This window comes from Exiguobacterium sp. s63 (assembly GCF_018617335.1).
Classification (GTDB): Bacteria; Bacillota; Bacilli; order Exiguobacteriales; family Exiguobacteriaceae; genus Exiguobacterium.
Window position 1 is genome coordinate 552,555 of sequence record NZ_JACSKB010000001.1, and the last position, 23,010, is coordinate 575,564.

The window sequence follows — 23,010 nt, forward strand, 5'->3', positions numbered from 1 at the left end:
TTTGCCTTATTTGCTGAGTTCGAGGATATGCGCAACATCTTCGCGTTCGAGCGTACGGAAACGACCGAATGCGCCACGTTTCATCGCAGAATCGAGGATCGCATCGAATGTCGACTCATCGATCTCATAGTCACGAAGCGAGTTCGGTGCGCCAAGTTGGTCGAAGAATGCACGTACAGCTTGAATCGTACGTTTCCCTGTCTCCAAATCGTTCTCGCCAGGCTCGACATCAAATACTTCTGTACCGAGTCGTGCGAAGCGAGCCGCGTTGTCTTCATCTAATACATGCTCCATCCAACGCGGGAAGAGGATTGCGAGACCTCCAGCATGCGGGATATCATGGACAGCGGATACGGCGTGTTCGATGTTGTGCGATGCCCAGTCTCCCGCTGCACCCATTTGAAGGACGCCGTTCAATGCCATCGTACCCGAGAACAAGATGATGGCACGAAGATCGACGTTTTCCAAATCGTTGACGAGTTTCGGTGCCGATTCAACGACCGCTTTCAAGACACCTTCTGTCATACGTTCCTGTACCGGTGCATGGTTCGGGTGGAAGTATTGTTCGAAACAGTGGCTCATCATGTCGACGATTCCGTAGATGGTCTGGTCTTTTGGAACCGAGACCGTATAGCGTGGATCAAGAATCGAGAATGTCGGGAAGACGAGTGGGTGACCCCAACCGAACTTCTCTTGTGTTTCCCAGTTCGTGATGACCGAACCTGAGTTCATTTCTGATCCTGTCGCCGCGAGTGTAAGGACCGTACCAAATGGCACCGCCTCTGTCGGGATATGTTCACGTAGCACGATGTCCCACGCATCCCCTTCATAAGGAATCGCTGCTGAAATCAGTTTCGTGCAGTCAATCACTGAGCCGCCACCGACAGCAAGCAACGCATCGACATTTTCTTCACGTGCAAATTTCACCGCGCGACGTACCGTCTCGATACGTGGGTTCGGCTCAACCCCTGAGAAGTCTACGTATGAGATACCGGCTTTTTCAAGCTCAGCCACGACTTCATCGTACGTCCCGTTCTTTTTGATGCTTCCGCCACCATAGACGAGCATCACTTTCTTCGCGTCGAGCGCTTCCAGTTCACCTGCTAATTTTTCGATCTGATGTGTCCCAAAAATTAGTTTTGTCGGGTTTTTGTATTCAAAGTTGTGCATGATTCATCCTCCTCGTAGAAATATGTAACACCTACACTATATACCCTGTTTTCACGGAATGAAAAGTATCGTGCTTACTGATAGATGCGGTCGATGATGCGATGAAGTATGACCGCCTCCTCTGCTTGCCGATAGTCTGGCGCCTCTCGACAGGCCTCAAGGAAGAGTTGGATTTGGCGTTCGTACGGATCGTGTTCCGTCAAATAAGCAGGACGTTCGTCAAAAAGCGCCCCATATTTCTCCGTGTGAAGCGTGAGCGGAAACAGACTGGCTCCAGCTTTCGTACCGCGACATTCCACACGCATCGTATCCTTTGTTTCAATGTTGGCCATATAACTGACATCGAGTAACAAAGACGCGCCTGTCTCGAACGTGATCATCGCCCTCGCTGTATCTTCGACCGATAAGGATTCATAGTCCCATTCACCCATCAAGCCGACACCTGGTCGATTCCCTAAATATTGACCAACATGACCGACAATCTCTTTTGGCTCAGGATAATCCATCAAGTGTAGCGCGAGATCTAACATATGGACACCGATATCGAGTAGCGCTCCTCCGCCTTGCAGTTCTTTATTCGTGAACACGCCCCATCCCGGAATGCCACGTCGACGAAGGGCAAGTGCCGTCGCCGCATAGATGTCTCCGAGTTCACCCGCATCAATCATTCGCTTCAACAGAATCGTATCCACACGATGTCGGTAATGGAATCCGTAATGCAATGTTTTTCCGGCTCGTTTTGCCGCTTCTAACATTTCAATTGCTTCATCTTCTGATATGCCCGGCGGTTTTTCGCAGAGAACGTGACACCCTGCTTCTAGCGCAAGAAGCACTTGCTCTTTATGTAAGGCGTTCGGTGTACAGATACTGACGGCATCGATCTGTTCGCGCGAAAGCATCTCCTCGACCGTGTCATAGACGTTCGGGATGTTAAACTGCCTGGCGACACGTTCTCCGTTCGCCCGTGTCCGGTTCATGACCGCTACCACATCCATCCCTGCTTTGACATAATTCGGGATGTGGGCACTCGTTGCAATCCCGCCCGTTCCGATGATGCCAATCTTCATCTCATCTCCTCCTATTCGGGTTACAATTTCGTCACACGTCGCATCGATTCCTGTAAAACAAAAAAAGGTGACCCGTTTGGAACGGGTCACCTTGGAACACTTACTTCTTGAAGTTTGTGTTTTTGATCCAGTCTTCAAGTTTGTCTTTGAGGACTGTGAATCCTGGAGCTTCTTCTTGCTTGAAGTTTGAAGATGCTTCGTTGCGGCGTGGCGCACGACGAGCTGGCTTCGCAGACTTCTCGCGTTTTGGAGCTTCTTGAGTCGCTTTCATTGAAAGCTTGATTTTTTTAGAAGCTTCATCCACTTCAAGGATTTTCACTTCAACTTCTTGACCAACTTGAACGTAATCGTTTACGTCTTTTACGTAGTCATGTGAGATTTCTGAAATGTGTACAAGACCTTGAGTCTCGTCATCGAGTGCTACGAAAGCACCGAAGGGTTGAATTCCTGTTACTTTACCTGTTAATACTTGATCTTTTTCGTATTTTGCCATTACAAACAACTCCTATGCTAAATTCATCAACTTACTATAACATACTTTTTTCGATAAAGTGTAGAATTTAGTAAAAAAGATTATTTTTGACGTGTTGGTATGTTTCAAAGTCGAAGCGCGGGGTAAATACAAATCAAGCAAGACTTCAAGTATTCCCCCCTGATTCCGCTAGGCGACTCGCCTAGCCCTTTTTTTGCCTAAAATGTTGTAAACGGCTTTTGATGGCGAATCGGATAGACTGTCTCCCCTACCATTTCATTCAGAATCAAGGCGTTTCGATAGACCGCCATCCCTAGATTCGTCGCAGCCGGTCCATGCGAATGTTCTATATTCGTATGCGTGAACATTTTTCCGGCTAGCGGTTCACTCATGACCACCTCATACGTTTCTCGAACCATCCATTCTCCCTCGGCTTCCCATACAATCGGGAGCTTCTCAATCCACGACGGAACGACCGGACGATACCCTGTCGCGACGACGACGAGGTCATACGCCTTCTCAATGACTTCTCCCGTATATCGTTGCGTCCCCTTTAACCGATGCGTCAACCAATCATAGGAGATCGATTCTACTTCGACCTGAGTCATCATTTCCGCTCGTTTGGGCTCACCTTCTGACGTCCGGTGATAGAGTGCCTCATAAATGGATGTCATCGTCTCTGGATTGACGCCGTGACGGAAACGCTCGAATGACCCGAGCAGCTCTTGCCGAGCGTCATACGATAGCTTGTGAAAATAATCGACATAATCCACACTAAAAATTTCATCCCCGAGCTTGCCTGCTTCGAGTGACTCAAAGTTTTCGGAGCGTGTAAGCCAGTCGACACGTTGTTCATCCGTCGCGTCACGCAATAAATCTAGGAAGACTTCTGCCGCACTTTGTCCGCTCCCGACGACCGCGACACGATATCGGTCTTTGAGGACGTCCCGGTACGTCAAATAATCGCTCGTATGAATGACTTGTTCAAACCCGTCCGGCACGAACGGTGCCGCCCCAGTTCCTAAAACGAGATGCTTTGTATGAACTTGTGTCGATTGACCATCCGATTCGACGGTGACGAGGAAGCCCTCTTCTTCCGCTTGTACGTCAGATACATAATGACCGAAACGAATCGTTGACAGTTGGTTAACAACCCACCGCAAATAACGATTGTATTCCGTTCGAGGAATCTTATCCTGTTCTTGCGTGATAAATGTTTGGAGACGTCCCACATCACGTAAATAGTTCAAAAAACTAAGCGCACTGGTCGGGTCCGCTGGCGTTACGAGATCTTGTAAATAATGCGTTTGCATCGTCATCCCTTCGATCAACATGCCCTCATGCCATATCATCTCCGCACGTTGTTCAAAGCAAATCCCATGCAGTTCAGTCTTCTCCGCAAGAGCCATGAGACCAAGATTATACGGACCACACCCGACTGCAACAAAATCAAATTGATTCATGTTCTTCACCTCGCCCGTCTTTTCCCTTTCGTTATTTCGCTAAAACGCCAAAGAACTCTCACGAATGAGAGTCCTTTATTGCTGTCACTTCAAATTGTTGCATGAAACGTTGAATCCGCCGAATGGCTTCCTGTAATTGTTCGAGCGATGTCGCGTAGCTCGCCCGGACGAACCCTTCCCCACTCTCACCGAAGGCGTTCCCGGGAACGACGGCGACTCGTTCTTCAAGCAAAAGTCGTTCTGCGAATTCTTCGCTCGTTAATCCCGTATGACGAATCGAAGGGAAGGCATAGAATGCGCCACCCGGAACATGGGTTGGGAGTCCCGCCTCATTCAACGCTTGAATGAAGTAGTTTCGACGTTGGCGATAACTTTTCACCATGCCCGGCACATGCTGCTCACGAGTGCGAAGTGCCTCGAGTCCACCGAACTGAACGAGCGTGGGTGCACACATCATACCGTATTGGTGGACCTTCAACATCTCTCTCGTCACAACTTCGGGCGCACATGTGAAGCCAAGGCGCCACCCTGTCATTGCGAACGCTTTTGAGAATCCGTTGACGACAATCGTCCGGTCTCGCATGTCATGGAGCGTTGCGAAGCTGACGAATGGGTCGTCATAGCAAAGTTCCGCATAAATCTCATCGCTGACGACCCAAAGGTCATACTTTGTCGCAAGTTCCGCGATTTGCGCGAGTTCGTCGCCGTTCATCGTGGCACCCGTCGGATTGGACGGGAAGCAGAGCAAGATGGCTTTCGTCCGCTCTGTAATGGCTTTTTCGACGTCTTCCCGATTGAGTCGGAATCCTTTTTCCGGACGACATGCGACCGGCACGACAGTTCCACCTGCCAACTCGATAAGTGGACCGTATGAAACGAATGCCGGTTCGACCACGATGACCTCATCTCCTGGATTGAGAAGGGCGCGGAATGCGATATCGAGCGCTTGCGATGCCCCTGTCGTGACGATCAATTCAGATGTCGGATCGTACTCGACTAAAAAGCGTTCTTTCATATAATTAGCAATTTCTTCTCGTAACTCAATCAGACCGGCGTTGGCACTATACGCCGTGTACCCTTCTTCAAGTGCGGCATAGCTAGCTTCTCGCACGTTCCACGGTGTGATGAAATCCGGTTCTCCCACCCCGAGAGAGACCACATTTTCCATCGTCTGTGCCAAATCGAAGAAACGGCGGATGCCCGATGGCTTCATCGAGACGACTTGATTCGACAAAGACTTCATGGTGTGATGTTCAACCGCTTGTCTTCAGTTTGTGGGGTGAACAAGATTCCGTCATGCTTGTACGTCTTTAATTTGAAGTGTGTCGTCGTCGACAAGACCGAGTCAAGTGGCGACAATTTATCCGACACGAATGACGCGACGTCTTGTAATGAGTTTGCCCGAATGACGACTTGAAGGTCATAGGCGCCAGACATCAAATAGAGAGCCGTCACTTCAGGGAAGCGATAAATACGTTCGGCCACATCATCAAACCCACGTCCACGTTTTGGCGTGACTTTGACGTCAATAAACGCGGTAACGTCATGTCGGTTAATTTTTTGCCAATTCACCATCGCCCGGAAGCCGAGCAGAATACCGTCTTTTTTGAACTTCTCAAGCATCGACTCAATCGTCTCTTCATCGAGTGCCAATAAGTCCGCCAACATCTTCGTATCCAGGTATCCCTTTTCTTCTAACAACTCTAATAATTCAAGCTCTTTTGATGAATACATACTTATTCTCCTTCCGTTCGACCAGGTAGCTCGCCTGTGAACGTTCTCTCTGTCTGTCTTATATAGGAACGTCGTTCTTCCTGAACGATATGGAAATTCTTCATCTCCATGTCTGTCAGACCATGCTTTTGACAAAAATGATCAAAATAACGACGTCTCGTTTCATCCTGCTTCGCCGACAGGTTGTCAGTACCATTAAATGCATAAAGTACCGTTGCACGCGCCGGGTGTGACACGGTAAACGATTCCATCACCCTCAACAAGAAATCCCAATCCCAGTAATTGTAGACCTCTTCGTCAAATAGACCAATCGTGTCATGAATCGATTTGCGATACATGGTACCCGACGGGATGAACGTGGAATCTTGACGCATTCGTTCACGATCAAACGCGTAAGCGAACGGTTCCCAGTCTGTCACGACACGACGCCCTTCTCTCCATTCGAAGCGGAACAGTTCGGCGTCCGAATAAACGAGGTCTGCTTGTTGAAGGTCTCGTAGACCCGCCTCCAGGTGCGTCGGCATAAGCAAATCGTCATCGTCTAGCAATAGGATGATGTCGCCTCTCGCTTCGAGAACGCCACGATTACGCGCCTTGACATGATGATTCTCTCCAACCTCAATCACACGAGCATTTAAACGATTCAAAAAAGGCGCCAAAAGATGTTGTTTTGGCGGCCCTTCATTATTCATGACCAAGACTTCGAACGCTTGAAACGTTTGGACCGTTAAGCTTTCAAGCAGTTCCGTCAGTTCCGTTTCGCGTTTATACGCTGGAATGACAATTGAAACAATCGGTTTCATCCGCGATATGCCGTTTCGACCTGCGGAAGAATGGCTTCCCAACTCACGCCATTTTCTTTTGATACGGTCACGAAGTCTCCGTAGGCGAAGACGCTCTCGACGCCTTCAATCTCAACTAGTTTCGCGAGGAGTGGTTGATCTGTCGCTTCTCCTGCTTTCACACTTTGGCTTTTTGCGCCGAATACGTTTTCTGGGAGTGTGACTTTCATCGCGTTCGGGTTCGGTGTTGGATCGATTCGTAACATAATTGGTTCCTCCTTATAGTTGGCAAGATGACGAGGCGAGGAGTCGCTGCGCCATCTCGATAATCTCTGTTTCTGGTGGACACGCATCGAACGCCTCAAGAAGCGTGCGGCGAATCACCTCGGTCAATTGTTCTGTGGATTCGACATAGGTCAATGCCATCATCACCTCATCGAACTCTGGTCCGTATGAACCTGCCCCATAACCGAGTGGGTCCCATCTTAATAGTAAGTCTTCTGTACGCACTTGTTAAACCCTTCTTTTCGCTAAAATTCCATGTCCTACTTCACCAATCTACCTTACTTTTTAATCGGATACCAGCCTTGACAAATCGATTCGCCTTTCGCGATTCTTTGAAACACTATATCTAGTATCGATCGATTCATGCAGGTATTTGGATGAGCGACGTCAAATACAATACATTTGCACTTACATAGAGGTTCAAACACCCACCCTTTGATGATGAAATCGAATTCATTTCTTTGTGAAGAATCACGCAATTGGAATCCAGAATTTTTTTCATCTCATTTCTCTGTCTCAAATTGGGTCATGAAGCCCTTTTTGAGCAAAAGCAAAAAGGCGATGGGCATATTCCAGAATGTCAAGGATTGAAAAACTAAATATAGGTGTTTTATGATTAAAAAGATAAAAATGTGTCAATATATAGTTAACAGCTATTTTGATCCTTGACACATTATTGTGACAGGTTAGGAAGTTCTTAGTATACTTTCATAACATCTACATCTATTAAAGGAGTGATCGATTTTGACATCCCCAATCCATCACGAGACGATGCTACCAGCAGCTCCAACGCTTGCTGATGTCTCTTCTCTTATTCAATCTATCCAAACACGTTATCCTCACTTAAGTGTTGAGCGCTATGAAGAGCGGGCGATTCGGGCGCTCGAAACGAAGACGCTAACACAAGATGTAGTGTATGACTTATTGACGATGCACGCCCTTGACATGTTAAAAGCCGAAGAACCCGACTGGACGTTCGTGGCTACGGAGATGTATTTGAATCGTCTCTACCTCGAGGCAGCACGTAACCGCGGCTATGAGGCATCGATGCGTTACGGTAACTTCTACCAACTTGTCGAGACGTTGACATCAAAACGCATCTTCACGTCAGCGCTCCTCGATACGTATTCAAAAGAAGATATGGACCATCTCGAAACATTGCTCGACCCGTCCCGTGACCGTCTCTTCACATATATCGGACTCCGCACGTTGTCGGACCGCTATCTCGGGCGCGATCATGTGAAGAACCTATATGAGCTTCCACAGGAACGCTTCATGGTCATCGCCATGACGCTCATGCAAAAAGAGAAAGAAGAAACTCGTTTAAAACTCGTCGAAGAAGCCTATTGGGCCTTATCAAACCTCTACATGACGGTCGCGACACCAACGTTGTCGAACGCCGGAAAATCATATGGACAGCTCAGCTCTTGTTTCATTGATACAGTCGATGATTCGCTTCGTGGCATCTATGATTCCAATACAGATGTAGCGACTCTCTCCAAAGGCGGCGGCGGAATCGGTGTCTACCTTGGGAAGATTCGTTCACGTGGAAGTGACATCAAAGGATTCAAAGGCGTCTCAAGTGGGGCCCTTCCTTGGATGAAGCAATTGAACAATACGGCCGTCTCGGTCGACCAACTCGGTATGCGCCAAGGCTCGATTGCTGTCTATTTAGACATTTGGCATAAGGACATCTTCGAGTTCCTCGATGCGAAATTGAACAATGGGGATGAGCGCCTCCGGACACATGACTTGTTCACCGGTGTCTGCTTACCGGACCTCTTCATGCGCACGGTCGAGGAACGCGGCGACTGGCACTTGTTCGACCCACACGAAATTCGCACGGTCATGGGGTATAGCCTCGAAGACTATTTCGATGAGACGGAGAACGGCGGCAGCTTCACTGAAAAATATATGGAGTGTGTCAATACGCCTGAGCTATCACGCGTGACGGTTCCTGCCATCGACCTCGTGAAGCGTTACATGCGCTCACAACTTGAAACAGGTACACCATATATGTTCTTCCGTGACGCCGTGAACCGGGCGAACCCAAATAAACATGCAGGGATGATTTACAGTTCAAATCTCTGTTCAGAAATCGCGCAAAACATGTCGGCCACGACGATCGAAGAAGAGTACACGCAAGATGGGAAAATTGTCATCACGAAAACGCCAGGCGATTTCGTTGTTTGTAACTTGAGCTCAATCGCACTCGCTCGTGCAGTGAAAGCCGATGTTCTCGAACGACTCGTCCCAATTCAAATGCGTATGCTCGACAACGTCATCGACTTGAACACCATTGAAGTGCCACAAGCGATGATCACGAACCAGAAATATCGTGCCGTCGGTCTCGGAACATTCGGTTGGCACCATTTGCTCGCACTCGAAGGAATCCGCTGGGAATCGGTCGATGCCGTCCAATACGCAGAAAAACTTTATGAGAAGATTGCTTACCTCACGATTCAAGCTTCAATGGAACTCGCCAAGGAAAAAGGCGCGTTCGGTGTCTTCGAAGGTTCAGAATGGCATACAGGCGAATACTTCGAGCGCCGAAACTATCGTTCACATGATGACCTCGATTGGGACGGTCTCGCTGAAGCGGTGCATCAAAACGGTGTCCGTAACGCCTATATGATGGCTGTCGCACCAAACTCATCAACAGCGATTATCGCTGGTAGCACTGCATCGATCGATCCGGTCTACAAAAAAGTCTACTCAGAAGAGAAGAAAAACTATAAGATTCCAGTCACGGTGCCGGACTTGACACCGGACACGAACTGGTTCTATAAATCAGCATTTGAAATCGATCAATTATGGAGCATCCGTCAAAACGCGGCTCGCCAACGGCACATCGACCAAGCCATCAGCTTCAACTTATATGTGAAGAACGATGTGAAAGCGACAGAGCTTCTCGCGATGCACTTAGAAGCTTGGTCTCTCGGTATGAAATCGATTTATTACACACGTTCAACGACCGTTGAAGTGGATGAATGCGAATCTTGTGCCTCATAATTAGTCCGTTTTATGAAAGGTGGTTAACGACATGAACATTGCAATCATTTGTCATTCGATGAGCGGAAACACGGAAGAAGTGGCAACGCTCATCGAGTCGACCCACCATCATCGTGGTGACCACGTCGTTCGCTACGATGCCGATCGGGTCGGCTATCGGGAAGCAAAGTCTCTCGCATCGTGTGACCTCGTCTACTTCGGATCATACACGTGGGCGGATGGCATCTTGCCGGATGAAATGAAGGACACGTTCCGTCTCGTGCTAAAAGAATTGAATGTACCAATTCGTCAGGCAGCCGTATTCGGAACGGGTGACAAAATGTTTGTTCATTTCTGTCGCGCGGTCGATGAGATGGCGTATCACCTTTCAAAATACGGAATCCCGCTTGCCGGGGAATTGCTTAAAATCGAGCAGTCCCCACGTAACCAACCGTTCAACGTCCAGCATTGGGCAGAGCGGATGGCTCAACATGTAGAAGAAGGAGTTATGCATCATGTCGATTCAGAAAATCAAATTATTGTCGCCCAAACATCCTAACCGGGCAACCGCCATCATCGGTGGCGAAACCAGTTCAATCGTAAACTGGAACGATATCGCGTATCCTCAGTTCTATACGATTTACAAGCAGTTGCTTTCAAACTTTTGGATCCCAGATGAGATTTCGATGTCTAAGGACATGCAACAATGGCCGCAGTTAACGGAACGCGAACAAGATGCATTCAAACGGATTATCGGACTGCTCTCGATTCTCGACTCTGTCCAGACACGATACATCCTCGAGTCCTCTATGTTCTCATCTGACTCGTCTGTTCATGCCGTACTTGCCGTCATCGCACAACAGGAAGTCGTACACAATCAATCGTATAGTTACGTTTTATCAAGCCTTGTCCCACTCGCAGAACAAAATCGCATCTTTGATATTGCAAAAGACGACGAGATGGTCATGAAACGTAACCAATTCATTCTGGACTTATATGAAGAGTTCCGGGACACGCCAAATGCAGAGAATTTTGCAAAATCACTTGTTGCTTCAGTTATTTTGGAAGGCATCAACTTCTATTCTGGCTTCGCCTATTTCTATAACCTGGCCCGTCACCAAAAAATGGTCGGGACATCAACGATGATCAGTTATATCCAGCGCGACGAGATGCAACATTCTTATTTCATCAGCCAGCTCTTACGTGCCGTACTGACTGAAAATCCAAAGATTGATGCGGACGGACAGTTCAGCCAATTCGTATACGATACGATGGCAGAGGCCGTCGACCTTGAGATTGAGTGGTGTGAATACGTACTTCGCGACCTCGATGGACTCGACGTCAGTGAAATGCGTGACTACGTCAAGTACTTAGCAAACAAACGTTTACGTGTCATCGGTCTGAACGACTTGTATGAAGGATTTGACGAAGATGTCATGCCTTGGATCCGTGCATACTCAGATGACTCGCTCAATGCAACAAAATCTGATTTCTTCGAACAGAAGTCACGCTCTTATGCGAAAGTGACAGACGCGAACGGGTTTGATGATTTATAAAATAGTACCGAACCGATTGAATCGGTTCGGTTTTTTAATGCATCAAAAAACCCAGACATCATTGTCTGGGTCGATTTGATCAATAATAGGTTTGAACGTACTTGGCAATTCCTTCAGCCACACCTTCCGCCATCTGCTGACGAGACGTGTTACTGCGAAGATAAGTCAAGTCTGTCGGTGATGAGATAAACCCTAATTCGACGAGTGCAGATGGCATCGTATTATATGTGATGACATAATAATTCGCCGTTTTCACTCCTCGATTCGACATTCCACTCATCTTACCAGTTAGATTACTTTGGATATTCGAAGCAAGCACACGACTACGGGCACTATGTGCGGACTGCGAAGAGTAATAAGTTTCTAAACCTTTAGCAGCTGAAGAACCTGCCGCATTGACGTGGACGCTGACAAATAAATCGCCACGTAGCGATTTAGCAGCAGCTACTCGCTCATCAAGCGTCAAATATACATCTGTCGAACGTGTGAGTCGCACCGTATAGTTATATTTTGAACGAAGATACGCTTCGACACGTTTTGTCACATCAAGAACGATTGTTTTCTCATACAAGGAACCGTTTGTCGCTCCAGGATCTTTCCCACCATGCCCAGGATCAAGAACGATGACCGTTCCAGTCGAAGTGCTTGGTTTCGATGTCATGACGAATGCAGAAGAAATATAGGCATCTTGTCCGTTGAACTTAATTTTATGGAAGCCATTTACAGTACCATAATGTAATACAGCAGATGCGTGTTTCAGTTGACCGACTACGTTCGAATCAAGACTCGCTTTCGAACGAACGTTTAATACATCTCCAGGCGTGTTGATGTATACCGTACCTTTTGGTGCAGCTTCCGGTTCTGCCGGCGCTTTTCCTTTCGTCAACCACGAACTCGCTGTGTAGTAGACTTTCGAACCGATCTGAACAGTCGACCAACTCGAATTGTACGCTTTGTACGAAACAGCCGTGTATTTTGGAAGAACCATGAGGACTTCCGAACTCTGATGCGTTTTACCAAATAAATTGACGGTACGGTTCGCGTAACCTTGTGTCAATCCATCGTTCGGCTCCGTTGTCGTCGGAGGCTCTGTCGGCGTTTTTGACGTAGAGATCCAAGCCGTCGGTGTGTAATACGTTTCACTTCCAATATAAACAATTGACCAGCTCGAGTTGTATTTGCTTGAGACGACAGCTGTATTCACAGGGAGGACTTTCTTCACCGCTGAACGTTGATTCCGCTCCGCGAAGAGTTTCAACTCCCGGTTTGCATACCCGTCTTTTTTCTCTACACCGGTATCAACCGAACCTGTTGTGATTCCAACAGTCGGTGTAAAGTATGTCTCGTTCCCGATATAAACCATCGACCAACTCGAGTTATATTTACTTGAGAGGATCACCGTATTTTTCGGAAGAACTTTCTGTACTTTCGAACGTTGGTTTCGCTCCGCAAACAACTTCAAATCACGATTTGCATAGCCGTTCACCTTCTCTACATTCGATTCGGTAACTTTTGGTGCGATGTAGGCTTTTGCGGCATAGTACGTCTTCCCGTTCAAGTAGACTTTTGCCCAAGAAGAATTATGAACGGCATACTTCACTTCCGTCCCTTTCTTCAACGTTGTCACAATCTTCGCCGATCGATAGGACGTGACGCGGACATTTAAGTTCGCTGTCGTCACACCAGTAGACGTTGCCGATTGTGTCGTCAATGAACTTGAAGTGGATGAAAGTTTACGAATGTACTGGGCCGAAGCATAATATGTACGATTGTTTACATACACTTTATGCCAGGACTTATTATACGTTCCATATTCTACTTTCGTACCTCGTGGTAATGTTTTTACTACCGTTCCACTTAGACTAGGTTTTGTACGAATGTTCAAATTGACAGTCGTTTCTCCATCGTAAGTAGCAGCTTCAGCAGACGGAAGTTGCATTCCAAACAAGAGGACCGTTAAGATGAGGGCAACTTTCAATAGTTTCATTTTCATCCAAAATATTCCTTTCTCAATGCGGCATTTCCTACTAACAACAATTACATATTAGCATAATGCTTTTTTAAAAAAAGTAAATATTTGAAAAAAAGATGAATGTTTTTGATAAAAAGGTAAATGTTTTTATTTGTCTGGTCGGATGACTAAAAAGGTTTCCGAACCATACTGTTCATACGCCGTGATAAACCCTTCCTGAACAGGTAACGTTGAAGGCAAAATCAGCCCGTCCCGTTTCTGTTGAATCACAAAACCATCCAACCCTTCAATCCCTGCAATTCGATAGAACCTCTCAATATGTTGTTCTCGCTCTATATATCGGTCGAATCGTTCGAAAGATTTAACTGGGACCCCACCCCAATAGCGACCTGATTGATGCATTTGATACGCACGAACCGAAGACTCCGTAATCGGGTCCGGTGTATGGTCAAACCGTCCAAAATCACGCGCTGACTTTTCTTCAATCAGTGCAAATAATGAATCGAACAGATTGAGATGATGGATTGCGCCTAGCGACAGGACGGCACGTTGCAATTGCTCGATATGATGCTGTAACGACTGTCCTTGACGATTCCGTTTTAACTTCTTGTCGCCTTCATAAGCATTCAAAATCCGCGCCACTTCCCCTGCTTCTTCAACGATTTGAAAGTATAGCCTCTCTTTCGTTTCCCCTACCTCTGCCTCTGGTTGTTGTAATGCAATCGCATACTGGTTTGCGAGACATGTGGAGATTACTAAGACATCGAGCAACTCCTCTTTTAACTCATCCTGCGCATCCTTTCTTAACGCGCCTCCTACTTCCCCTACTTCCTCTAACAATCTCGCTAGTCCGGATAAAGGTCTCCAGTAGCCTCCTAAATGAAGAATCATCGTATCGATTTTTTGTTGAACTTCTCTCATATTCATTCACCTGTCTTTCTGCTTTATTTACCGCCTACATGATATACTATGCTCAACCTAGATGTCCGGAAAGGATGGGTTTTACATGTCAACGACAAGACTTTGGCAATTGCTCCGATTTGTACTCGTTGTGATTGGCTTATGTTTGGTCACCTGGTTACTGAACATACTATTCGAATATACGTATCCATTCGTGTTTGCCCTTCTTTTATCCTTGATCACCGTGCCGTTCGTCAACTTTTTCGAGCGAAAAACGAATATGCCACGCGCCCTCGGTACACTCATTTCTTTAGTCATTGTGCTCAGTATCGTATTAGGTATCATCACGATCGTCATCATCCAATTAATCCATTATGCGACAGTCGCAGCCGAACGATTGCCTGATCAAATTGAGACGTTCACGGCATTTATCCAACGCGTATTCAATGAAAAAATCGCTCCTCTCATCAATGACGCATACGAGAGCTATCAACAATTGAATCCTGGGCAAACAACTTCATTAGATGGGGGCATTACTGAACTGGGGGCACAGCTTGCTGCTGCAATCGGTGTACTGTCCCGAGGTGTAGCGAGTATTCTCCAAAGTATGTTAGGCGCACTCCCGCTCGTCCTATTACTAGTCGTTGTCATCGTTCTTGCCTGGTTCTTTATCACGAAAGATTGGCCCGCATACGTCCAATCTCTAAATCGCTTGAATAAACGGAAAGGCTTCAAGGAATTTGAGGACGTGATGATCAACTTAAAGTCCGCTTTATTCGGATATGTCCGGGCACAGTTTACGCTCATTTCCATCACATTTGGAATCGTACTCGTCGGTATGTTCATTCTCCGTGTCGAAAATCCGCTGTCGATTGCTTTGCTGGCCGGTTTCTTTGATTTATTGCCTTATTTAGGGGTAGGGACGTTACTCATTCCATGGGCCGCCTATGCCGCAGTATCTGGCGATTGGTTTGTCGCAATCGGTTTGATCGTGCTGTATGTCATTGTCATCGTCCAACGAAACCTCGCCGAACCAAAAATCGTCGGGTCGCATATCGGATTGAACCCGTTAGCCGCGCTCATCTCGATCTTTGTGGGACTGAAGCTATTTGGAGTGTTCGGTTTCATCGTAGGTCCTGTACTCGCCGTACTACTGAAGGCTTTATACAATGCAAAGGTCTTTCATTATATGTGGCGCTTCATCGTCGGACCGACAGCCACGACAGCAAAAGAGCGATGAAATCAACATTTCATCGCTCTTTTTTCATTTGAGGTACGGCTACATGCGGTTCTGTCGTTTCCTTTGGATGGATTGAAAGTCCACTCGTCCCGGCCTCATACGCTGCGACGGCTAAAATACAGGCATCGATGATATCATCCACTTGCACGTTGGACATCTTCCATTTCCAAGGGGAACTCTTTGAGTACTTTCGAAGTAACGCGATGCGCTCATCCTGACCCTCAGTCGTTTTTTTTCGATGTTCCGCTTCTTGACCCATCATGACGGAAAAACAAACTTCCGGATGTGATTCGTAAACGTCGGATGCTTTCACCTGCTGAAACTCACGGATACGAGGAACGAGATTCCACGCTTGTTTACTGATCCCTTTGCCAACCAATGCCTGACTTCTTTCGTTCGCTTCCTCATATGTCGCTTCATGCAACACCTCTTGAATCGGTGGAGTGAAGACGGACGACTTTCGTTGACTGAGTTGACTCCGCATCCACGCATCACACGCTCGACTCGGATGGTCGACTGTCCCTAAATCTTTCGGCATATCCACAAAATGCATGGCATCCTCAATCAGCAATTCCTCTAATGACTCCGAAATCGTCAAGCAGAGAGAGATACTATCATAAGTGATTCGTACCCAGCCTCCACGTGCGCCATCAATTCCTACTCCTACCATGTCGTACCTCCTGTAACATCATCAACACGCCAAATACGGCGAGAAATACTGTACTCCCTAACCAAATCCGGTTCGGCCAAACCGTGTAGCAAAAGCCACACAGAATCGCCAAACCGATTAATATACCTGCTCTTATCGCTCCCACGATTCAATCATCCGTGCGAGTGTCCGAACCATGACACCAGTCGGCCCCTTCGGACCGAGGTCATTTGCTGCCGCACGTTCGCTCGTTCCTGCGATATCGAGGTGAAGCCACGGTGTATCGCCGACAAATTCGCCGACGAACGCGCCGCCGAAAATCATATGTCCGAAACGACCTGGTGAGTTGTTCAAGTCGGCAACTTCCGATTTTCTCACCTTGTCGATAAAGACATCAAAGTATGGCATCTGCCACACAAGCTCATTCGTTTCGCGACTCGCCGTTTCAAGTGAACGATAGAGCGTATCATCGTTCGTCAGACATCCTGTCACGTCTGTACCAAGTGCGACAAGTACACCGCCTGTAAGCGTAGCTACATCGATGATTGCTGTTGGCTCATACGTTTTCGCAAACGTGACCGCATCCGCTAGGACGAGGCGTCCTTCCGCGTCCGTATTTAACACTTCAATCGTTTTTCCGTTCATGGCCGTGATGACATCATCCGGTTTGAACGCGTCCCCAGAAATCATGTTGTCCGTCGCTCCAATGACTCCGATCACGTTCCGTTTTGGTCGCGTCAATCCGAGAGTCTCGAACAATCCAAGGACGGTAGCCGCGCCACCCATGTCCCCTTTCATCCCGACGATGCCATCTTTCGGCTTGATTGAATAGCCGCCCGTGTCGAACGTGACACCCTTTCCGACAACGGCAATCGGAGCTTCTTCCTCTGCTCCACGATACTCGAGTACAATCAATTTGGGTGGAATCGTCGAGCCTTGGTTGACGGCGAGCAATGCGCCCATACCGAGTCCTTCCATCTCTTCTTTTTCAAGAATGCGGTATTTGAAATCATGACGTTTTGCTAACTCGACTGCATAATCCGCAAGCGTTTCCGCTGTCAAAATATTGGCCGGCATCATCGTCAACGTACGGGCGACATTGACCCCTTTCCCGTAGGCGACACCCGTATCGATATCCGTCTGGTCCACGTCACCGAGCAATGTGATCGTCGGTTCTTCGACCGCCTCTTTTGGAGCAGACTTATATGTAGGATGTTCATACGTCGCCATTTCATACGCCTCTGTAAACATGCGTGCCGCACCATCCGTAAACGTATGAAGCGCCACAGCAACGTCCTTCAATCCACGGGTTTTCATTTGTTTCGCGACTTTCCCGAACCAGTTCCGGACGTTCTCGGTCGTGATGTCATTTCGTTGTCCGAGACCGACAAATAAGATACGAGTCGTCTCACCTGCGAATGTCGGGAGCACCGTCACTTCTCCTGTTTTCGTGGAGATGTCTCCTGATTGAATAAGCGTTTTGACGCGTCCATTAAACAACGCGTCGAGTCCTTCATCGATAGCATCAGCCGCTCCGATCCCGACGACGATTGTCTCGTAAGAATCGGTCCAATTTAATTGCGCAATTTGATACATATTGCCACTTCCCTTCTATATATATGGTAAGCATAACGAACTTCTCCAAAATAATGAAATAGTATGCGTAAGAGTCAAGAAATCTTCGAATTCATGGGCTATCTCCTCGTTGTGACGTTGTTTTATTTTATGATAGGATAAGAAAGTACGCAATCGGGCTTCTCTTCATCGTGAAGTGAGGCCAATTTGACTGGTCGAGGCTTCCCCTAGTCGTAGACCGTTGCTACTTTAACTTTCTTCGTTCTCGTTAGTTCTTTTTTCTTTTCGGGTATGAAGTAACGAGGCAGGAAAGTACACTATTTCTTTGAAAAGAGGGACTACGCTTATGTCACACATTAAAGGTATTGGTGCATCTGCAGGGATTGCAGTTGCAAAAGCATTCGTCATGGAGACACCTTCATTCGATATCCCATCACACAAGATTGAAGATGTCGCTGCAGAAAAAGCACGCTTCCAAGATGCAATCGCACAATCAAAAACGGAGCTAGAACAAATCCGCGAGCACACGCTTCGTGAACTCGGACCAGACAAGGCCGAGATTTTCTCAGCTCACCTTTTAATCGTTGAGGACCCAGAAATCGTATCGCAAGTGAACGATAAAATTGAAAGCGAAAACATGAACGCCGCGAAGGCGCTTGACGAAGTTGCCCAAACGATGATCATGATTTTCGAATCGATGGACAATGAGTACATGCGTGAACGTGCAGCTGACGTTCGTGACGTCACAAAACGTGTCATGGCACACATTCTCGGAGTGACATTCGTGACACCTGCATCAATCTCAGAAGAAGTCATCATCATCGCCGAAGACTTGACACCATCTGACACGGCACAACTTAACCGTAAATACGTCAAAGGGTTCGCGACAAACATCGGTGGACGTACATCACACTCCGCCATCATGTCACGCTCACTCGAAATTCCAGCGGTCGTTGGTACGAAAGTGGCCCTTGAAGAAATCAAAAACGGCGACCTCGTCATCATCGACGGGACAGAAGGTGACGTGTTCGTCAATCCTTCAGAAGAGCTCGTCAAAGAATACGAAGGGAAACGTGCTGATTTCGAGGCATACAAAGAAGAGTTGAAGCAACTCGTCAACGAAGAGTCTGTCACTGCTGACGGTCACAAAGTGAAGCTTGCAGCGAACATCGGGACACCGAACGACTTAGATGGCGTCTTGAAAAACGGTTCAGATGCAATCGGTCTTTATCGTACAGAATTCTTGTACATGGACTCTGAAACATTCCCGACTGAAGAAGAGCAGTACACAGCATACAAAACGGTTCTTGAAGGTATGGAAGGCAAGCAAGTCGTCATCCGTACACTCGATATCGGTGGCGACAAAGAATTGTCTTACCTCGACCTCCCGAAAGAGATGAACCCGTTCCTCGGCTATCGTGCGATTCGTCTTTGCCTCGAGGAAACAGATTTGTTCCGCACGCAACTTCGTGCCCTTCTCCGTGCGTCAGCTCACGGAAACCTCGCGATCATGTTCCCAATGATTGCGACACTTGAAGAGTTCCGCGCAGCGAAAGCCCTTCTTCTCGAAGAAGAAGCGAAGTTGAAAGAAGAAGGAATCGAAGTCGGTCAATATGAAACAGGGATGATGGTTGAAATTCCATCTACAGCTGTCATGGCGAAACAATTCGCAAAAGAAGTCGACTTCTTCTCAGTCGGTACAAACGACTTGATTCAATACACGATGGCGGCTGACCGGATGAACGAAAAAGTATCTTACTTGTATCAACCGTTCAACCCTGCCATCTTGAACCTGCTCCATAACGTCATCACAGAAGCACATAAAGCTGGCAAATGGGTCGGCATGTGTGGAGAGATGGCTGGAGAAGAGCTCGCGATTCCAATCCTTCTCGGCCTTGGACTCGATGAATTCTCGATGTCCGCTTCAAGCGTCCTTCGTGCACGTAGCCTCGTGAAGCGCTTGACGAAGACGGAAACAGAAGCAATCGTCAATGAAGTCCTCAACATGGACACAGCAGAAGATGTCGTGAACTTCCTTAGCGAAAAGTTCGACATCAAAAAATAACGTCAAAAATCCTTCTCTCGAGCGAGAGAAGGATTTTTTGCGTACTTGATTAAAAATCAAAATCGTCCGGATCCGGTCCGACACGTTTATGCTCGTCGAATGCATCGATTCGTTCCATTTGTTCTAGACTCAACTCAAAATCGAATACGCTGAAGTTCTCTTCGATTCGATGTGGTTTGATCGATTTTGGAATGATGACCCACCCCGTCTGAAGATGCCACCGTAACATCACTTGAGCGACGGAACGATTAACTTCTTTCGAGACCTCTACTAAAGTCTGCTCTTCGAACAGCCCACCTTGCATGAGCGGTGCCCAAGCGACCGGTACGATGCCGTGCTCAGTCATATACGATGCTAATTCGGTTTGACGAAGCAACGGATGCCGCTCGACTTGGTTCACGGCTGGAACGAGTTCACTGTTTGCAGCCAATGTCTCCAGGTGATGAATCTGGAAGTTACTCACTCCGACCGCTCCGACACGTCCCTCTCGATACAACGTTTCAAGCGCACGCCAAGAGTCGACAATTTTGTCTTCTACCGGCCAATGTATCAAGTACAAATCCAATTGATCTAATCCAAGACGAACGAGCGACGCCTCATAGGCGGCGATAGCGGCGTCGTAACCTTGATCGGCGTTCCATAGCTTCGATGTGATGAATAGATCGTCCCGGGAAATATTCGCCATCTCCATTCCTTTTCGAATTCCGATTCCGACACCTTCCTCGTTCTCATAAACAGCTGCCGTATCGATGTGGCGGTATCCTTGACGAATCGCTTCCACGACGGCATCGATGACCGTATCTCCGTCCTCTACTTTAAAGACGCCAAGTCCGATGGTAGGAATGGCTTTCTGACCGTGATTCAACTCTATAGATTGTTTCATTTGTACCCCTTCTTTCGTGAGAATTCTTCTTCACTATAATCGGGATTCTCACTTTCCGGAATAGGGCACATTGAAGTAACTACACAAAAAAACCGCTCCTTTGTCAGGAGCGGCGTAATACGGTGTTTATTCTGGTCCTCTGTCATCGGCTCTAAAATCGAGCGCTTCCCCTGCCACAACCGTCTCACCGAACGGTACGACGACGACTTTTCCGTCTCCGTTCGTCCAAATGATCGGTGTGATCAGTGACGGCACTTTATCTCGAATCGCACTGAGGTCAACTTCGAGAAGGACGTCTCCCGCTTCGACCCGGGCGCCTTCTTCGACTTTTGCCGTAAATCCTTCCCCTTTTAAATTGACCGTATCGAGACCGACGTGAATCAATAGTTCTCGTCCATCGTCAGCTAAGATACCGATTGCATGTTTCGTCGGGAAGAATGTCGTGATTTGACCCGTCACCGGCGAAACGACCTGACCGGAGCTCGGTTCAATGGCAAATCCTTCACCCATCATGCGACCGGAGAAGACTTGGTCCGGTACTTCATCGAGTGAGAGCAACACGCCTGACATCGGGGCCAAGAAGCGATGGTCGGCTTGTTCAGCCGCCTCCGGTGTGATGACGGCCTTCTCTACTTTTTCTTTTGGTTTATATTCGCCACCTTCAATGATAGTCGCGATTTGCGATTTGAGCGTATCGGATTTTGGTCCGAAGATGGCTTGAATGTTATCGCCCACTTCCAAGACTCCGGCGGCACCTAGATCTTTCAGAAGATCTTTGTCGACTTGTTTCACATCATTGACTGTGACACGAAGACGCGTAATACATGCATCCAAGTGTTTGATGTTTTCAGGTCCACCGAGTCCGACAAGTACCTCATAAGGTAAGTCGTCTCCGATACCGTCTCGATCCGCTTTCGCCCCTGTTTGAACATCTCGACCCGGAATTTTCAGGTCAAACTTCGTAATGGCAAAACGGAACCCGAAGTAATAGATGACCGCAAAGACGAGACCGACCGGGATGACGAGCCACCATGCCGTTCGGTTCGGTAAGACACCGAATAACAGATAGTCAATGAGACCACCAGAGAACGTCATCCCAATCTTGACGTTGAGTAAATGCATCGTCATGAAGGAGAGGCCGGCAAAGACGGCGTGAATCCCGAAGAGAAGTGGTGCGACGAAGACGAATGAAAATTCAACCGGTTCGGTAATCCCTGTCAAGAACGACGTAAGAGCTGCCGAGAAGTAGAGACCTTCGACGTCTTTCCGACGTTCTTTCGGAACCGTGTGGAACATGGCGAGACAGGCAGCCGGTAGTCCGAACATCATGAATGGGAATTTCCCGGTCATATATGTCCCGGCTGTGAATTCGACACCGTCACGAAGTTGTGCGAAGAAGATCCGCTGGTCCCCTTGCACGAGATCTCCCGCTTTGTTCGTATACTCCCCGAATTGGAACCAAAACGGAGAATACCAAATATGGTGAAGACCGAACGGAATCAAGGAACGCTCTACCAATCCAAAGATAAATGCTGATAACGCAACGTTTGCCTCAATGACCGTACTTGAGAATGTATTGATGGCATTCCCAATCGGTGGCCATATATACGCGAGTGCAATCCCGAGAATCAAACTGAACGCGGCCGTCGCAATCGGGACGAACCGTTTTCCTGCAAAGAACCCTAAGAAATCTGGCAACTTGATGTTGAAATACTTGTTGTACGCATACGCTGCAACAAGACCTGCGATAATACCCCCGAATACCCCCATTTGGAGTGTCGGAATACCAAGAACGGTTGCATACTGCGGGTCACCTTGAGCGATTTCCGCGGTAATCCCATTCCACGTGCTGATGACTTTGTTCATGATCAAATAACCGACAATGGCTGCAAGACCTGCAACCCCATCCCCGTTCGCTAGGCCGATTGCGACCCCGACAGCGAACAGCAAACCTAAGTTTGCGAAGACGATGTCCCCGGCATCCGTCATGACTTGCCAAATCAGGACAAGTGAGTCATTTGCCAGAAACGGGAGTAAATCAACGAGGTCCGGGTTTTGAAATGCGGTACCAAACGCCAAGAGAAGACCGGCTGCCGGTAAGATCGCAACCGGAAGCATGAGTGCTTTCCCGACCCGTTGTAAAACACCAAACACTTTCTTCCACATCATGGTTCCCTCCTTTGTCAGAATACTTACTTTTTCCCTC

Annotated in this window: 20 protein-coding genes; 5 read left to right on the forward strand and 15 right to left on the reverse strand. The window is 47.7% G+C overall.

Features of this window, described 5'->3' with window-relative positions; translation table 11 throughout:
* Window positions 1–6: 6 nt before the first annotated feature.
* The 9 genes from KNO90_RS02860 to KNO90_RS02900 form a co-directional block, all read right to left on the reverse strand.
* The gene (locus tag KNO90_RS02860) at window positions 7–1,170 is read right to left on the reverse strand and encodes an iron-containing alcohol dehydrogenase (RefSeq protein WP_214741476.1); all 1,164 of its coding nucleotides are present in this window, start codon (window positions 1,168–1,170) and stop codon (window positions 7–9) included.
* Between the two features lie 74 nt (window positions 1,171–1,244).
* On the reverse strand, window positions 1,245–2,237 hold the full coding sequence (locus KNO90_RS02865) for a Gfo/Idh/MocA family protein (protein ID WP_214741478.1): 993 nt from the start codon (window positions 2,235–2,237) through the stop codon (window positions 1,245–1,247).
* Between the two features lie 100 nt (window positions 2,238–2,337).
* Window positions 2,338–2,730 (reverse strand): S1 domain-containing post-transcriptional regulator GSP13, encoded by a 393-nt coding sequence (gene yugI / locus KNO90_RS02870; protein WP_074033496.1) that lies wholly within the window; start codon window positions 2,728–2,730, stop codon window positions 2,338–2,340.
* 197 nt (window positions 2,731–2,927) lie between these two features.
* Entirely contained in the window at window positions 2,928–4,172 is a 1,245-nt protein-coding gene (locus KNO90_RS02875; protein ID WP_214741480.1) for a lysine N(6)-hydroxylase/L-ornithine N(5)-oxygenase family protein, read from the reverse strand.
* A gap of 58 nt (window positions 4,173–4,230) precedes the next feature.
* Window positions 4,231–5,415, reverse strand: coding sequence for an aminotransferase (locus tag KNO90_RS02880; RefSeq protein WP_214741482.1), 1,185 nt, complete (start codon window positions 5,413–5,415; stop codon window positions 4,231–4,233).
* Window positions 5,412–5,906 (reverse strand): Lrp/AsnC family transcriptional regulator, encoded by a 495-nt coding sequence (locus KNO90_RS02885; protein WP_214741484.1) that lies wholly within the window; start codon window positions 5,904–5,906, stop codon window positions 5,412–5,414. Before KNO90_RS02885 ends, KNO90_RS02880 begins: the two co-directional genes overlap by 4 nt.
* Before the next feature lie 2 nt (window positions 5,907–5,908).
* The gene (locus tag KNO90_RS02890; protein ID WP_214741486.1) at window positions 5,909–6,709 is read right to left on the reverse strand and encodes a glycosyltransferase family 2 protein; all 801 of its coding nucleotides are present in this window, start codon (window positions 6,707–6,709) and stop codon (window positions 5,909–5,911) included.
* Entirely contained in the window at window positions 6,706–6,954 is a 249-nt protein-coding gene (locus tag KNO90_RS02895; RefSeq protein ID WP_026825527.1) for a NifU N-terminal domain-containing protein, read from the reverse strand. Before KNO90_RS02895 ends, KNO90_RS02890 begins: the two co-directional genes overlap by 4 nt.
* Window positions 6,955–6,967: 13 nt before the next feature.
* Window positions 6,968–7,198, reverse strand: coding sequence for a DUF1871 family protein (locus KNO90_RS02900; RefSeq protein WP_214741488.1), 231 nt, complete (start codon window positions 7,196–7,198; stop codon window positions 6,968–6,970).
* A 531-nt stretch (window positions 7,199–7,729) separates the two neighbouring features.
* Between KNO90_RS02900 and KNO90_RS02905 the strand changes: the two genes are divergently transcribed.
* The 3 genes from KNO90_RS02905 to KNO90_RS02915 are packed head-to-tail and all read left to right on the forward strand — an operon-like array spanning window position 7,730 to window position 11,520.
* The gene (locus KNO90_RS02905) at window positions 7,730–9,985 is read left to right on the forward strand and encodes a ribonucleoside-diphosphate reductase subunit alpha (RefSeq protein WP_483299289.1); all 2,256 of its coding nucleotides are present in this window, start codon (window positions 7,730–7,732) and stop codon (window positions 9,983–9,985) included.
* A 31-nt stretch (window positions 9,986–10,016) separates the two neighbouring features.
* Complete coding sequence (locus tag KNO90_RS02910; protein ID WP_214741490.1) at window positions 10,017–10,523, forward strand: flavodoxin domain-containing protein; 507 nt, start codon at window positions 10,017–10,019, stop codon at window positions 10,521–10,523.
* A complete protein-coding gene (locus KNO90_RS02915; protein ID WP_214741492.1) occupies window positions 10,480–11,520 on the forward strand; it encodes a ribonucleotide-diphosphate reductase subunit beta in 1,041 nt (346 codons plus the stop codon). The genes KNO90_RS02910 and KNO90_RS02915 overlap by 44 nt, the downstream gene beginning before the upstream one ends.
* A 79-nt stretch (window positions 11,521–11,599) precedes the next feature.
* Here KNO90_RS02915 and KNO90_RS02920 read toward each other — a convergent pair whose 3' ends face one another.
* Together KNO90_RS02920 and KNO90_RS02925 are read right to left on the reverse strand one after the other, a co-directional pair.
* Complete coding sequence (locus KNO90_RS02920) at window positions 11,600–13,513, reverse strand: N-acetylmuramoyl-L-alanine amidase (protein WP_215112964.1); 1,914 nt, start codon at window positions 13,511–13,513, stop codon at window positions 11,600–11,602.
* Between the two features lie 126 nt (window positions 13,514–13,639).
* Window positions 13,640–14,413 (reverse strand): MazG nucleotide pyrophosphohydrolase domain-containing protein, encoded by a 774-nt coding sequence (locus KNO90_RS02925; RefSeq protein ID WP_251127310.1) that lies wholly within the window; start codon window positions 14,411–14,413, stop codon window positions 13,640–13,642.
* 85 nt (window positions 14,414–14,498) lie between these two features.
* Between KNO90_RS02925 and ytvI the strand changes: the two genes are divergently transcribed.
* Window positions 14,499–15,632 (forward strand): sporulation integral membrane protein YtvI, encoded by a 1,134-nt coding sequence (ytvI, locus tag KNO90_RS02930; RefSeq protein WP_214741498.1) that lies wholly within the window; start codon window positions 14,499–14,501, stop codon window positions 15,630–15,632.
* A gap of 10 nt (window positions 15,633–15,642) precedes the next feature.
* Here the strand turns inward: ytvI and KNO90_RS02935 are convergent, their stop codons facing one another.
* Window positions 15,643–16,302, reverse strand: a complete 660-nt coding sequence (locus tag KNO90_RS02935; RefSeq protein WP_214741500.1) for a DUF429 domain-containing protein — start codon at window positions 16,300–16,302, stop codon at window positions 15,643–15,645.
* Window positions 16,303–16,434: 132 nt separating this feature from the next.
* Window positions 16,435–17,877, reverse strand: coding sequence for a leucyl aminopeptidase (locus KNO90_RS02940; RefSeq protein WP_214741502.1), 1,443 nt, complete (start codon window positions 17,875–17,877; stop codon window positions 16,435–16,437).
* 325 nt (window positions 17,878–18,202) lie between these two features.
* Here KNO90_RS02940 and ptsP point away from each other — a divergent pair, with 325 nt between their 5' ends.
* Window positions 18,203–19,921, forward strand: coding sequence for a phosphoenolpyruvate--protein phosphotransferase (gene ptsP / locus KNO90_RS02945; protein ID WP_215112965.1), 1,719 nt, complete (start codon window positions 18,203–18,205; stop codon window positions 19,919–19,921).
* Between the two features lie 49 nt (window positions 19,922–19,970).
* On the opposite strand, the gene KNO90_RS02950 is transcribed toward ptsP, so the two are convergent.
* Together KNO90_RS02950 and ptsG are read right to left on the reverse strand one after the other, a co-directional pair.
* Window positions 19,971–20,804 carry an aldo/keto reductase gene (locus KNO90_RS02950; RefSeq protein ID WP_215112966.1) on the reverse strand — a complete coding sequence of 278 codons (834 nt, stop codon included), beginning with the start codon at window positions 20,802–20,804 and terminating at the stop codon, window positions 19,971–19,973.
* A 126-nt stretch (window positions 20,805–20,930) separates the two neighbouring features.
* Window positions 20,931–22,970: a glucose-specific PTS transporter subunit IIBC gene (ptsG, locus tag KNO90_RS02955; RefSeq protein ID WP_215112967.1), complete on the reverse strand. Its 2,040-nt coding sequence runs from the start codon at window positions 22,968–22,970 to the stop codon at window positions 20,931–20,933.
* Window positions 22,971–23,010: the final 40 nt, after the last annotated feature.

Coding starts and splice junctions, on each gene's coding strand:
- yugI (WP_074033496.1), bottom strand. CDS start 2,730: ATGGCAAAATACGAAAAAGATCAAGTATTAACAGGTAAAGTAACAGGA.
- ytvI (WP_214741498.1), top strand. CDS start 14,499: ATGTCAACGACAAGACTTTGGCAATTGCTCCGATTTGTACTCGTTGTG.
- KNO90_RS02885 (WP_214741484.1), bottom strand. CDS start 5,906: ATGTATTCATCAAAAGAGCTTGAATTATTAGAGTTGTTAGAAGAAAAG.
- KNO90_RS02920 (WP_215112964.1), bottom strand. CDS start 13,513: ATGAAAATGAAACTATTGAAAGTTGCCCTCATCTTAACGGTCCTCTTG.
- KNO90_RS02950 (WP_215112966.1), bottom strand. CDS start 20,804: ATGAAACAATCTATAGAGTTGAATCACGGTCAGAAAGCCATTCCTACC.
- KNO90_RS02860 (WP_214741476.1), bottom strand. CDS start 1,170: ATGCACAACTTTGAATACAAAAACCCGACAAAACTAATTTTTGGGACA.
- ptsG (WP_215112967.1), bottom strand. CDS start 22,970: ATGTGGAAGAAAGTGTTTGGTGTTTTACAACGGGTCGGGAAAGCACTC.
- KNO90_RS02915 (WP_214741492.1), top strand. CDS start 10,480: ATGTCGATTCAGAAAATCAAATTATTGTCGCCCAAACATCCTAACCGG.
- KNO90_RS02910 (WP_214741490.1), top strand. CDS start 10,017: ATGAACATTGCAATCATTTGTCATTCGATGAGCGGAAACACGGAAGAA.
- KNO90_RS02895 (WP_026825527.1), bottom strand. CDS start 6,954: ATGTTACGAATCGATCCAACACCGAACCCGAACGCGATGAAAGTCACA.
- KNO90_RS02880 (WP_214741482.1), bottom strand. CDS start 5,415: ATGAAGTCTTTGTCGAATCAAGTCGTCTCGATGAAGCCATCGGGCATC.
- KNO90_RS02935 (WP_214741500.1), bottom strand. CDS start 16,302: ATGGTAGGAGTAGGAATTGATGGCGCACGTGGAGGCTGGGTACGAATC.
- KNO90_RS02875 (WP_214741480.1), bottom strand. CDS start 4,172: ATGAATCAATTTGATTTTGTTGCAGTCGGGTGTGGTCCGTATAATCTT.
- KNO90_RS02890 (WP_214741486.1), bottom strand. CDS start 6,709: ATGAAACCGATTGTTTCAATTGTCATTCCAGCGTATAAACGCGAAACG.
- ptsP (WP_215112965.1), top strand. CDS start 18,203: ATGTCACACATTAAAGGTATTGGTGCATCTGCAGGGATTGCAGTTGCA.
- KNO90_RS02925 (WP_251127310.1), bottom strand. CDS start 14,413: ATGAGAGAAGTTCAACAAAAAATCGATACGATGATTCTTCATTTAGGA.
- KNO90_RS02940 (WP_214741502.1), bottom strand. CDS start 17,877: ATGTATCAAATTGCGCAATTAAATTGGACCGATTCTTACGAGACAATC.
- KNO90_RS02865 (WP_214741478.1), bottom strand. CDS start 2,237: ATGAAGATTGGCATCATCGGAACGGGCGGGATTGCAACGAGTGCCCAC.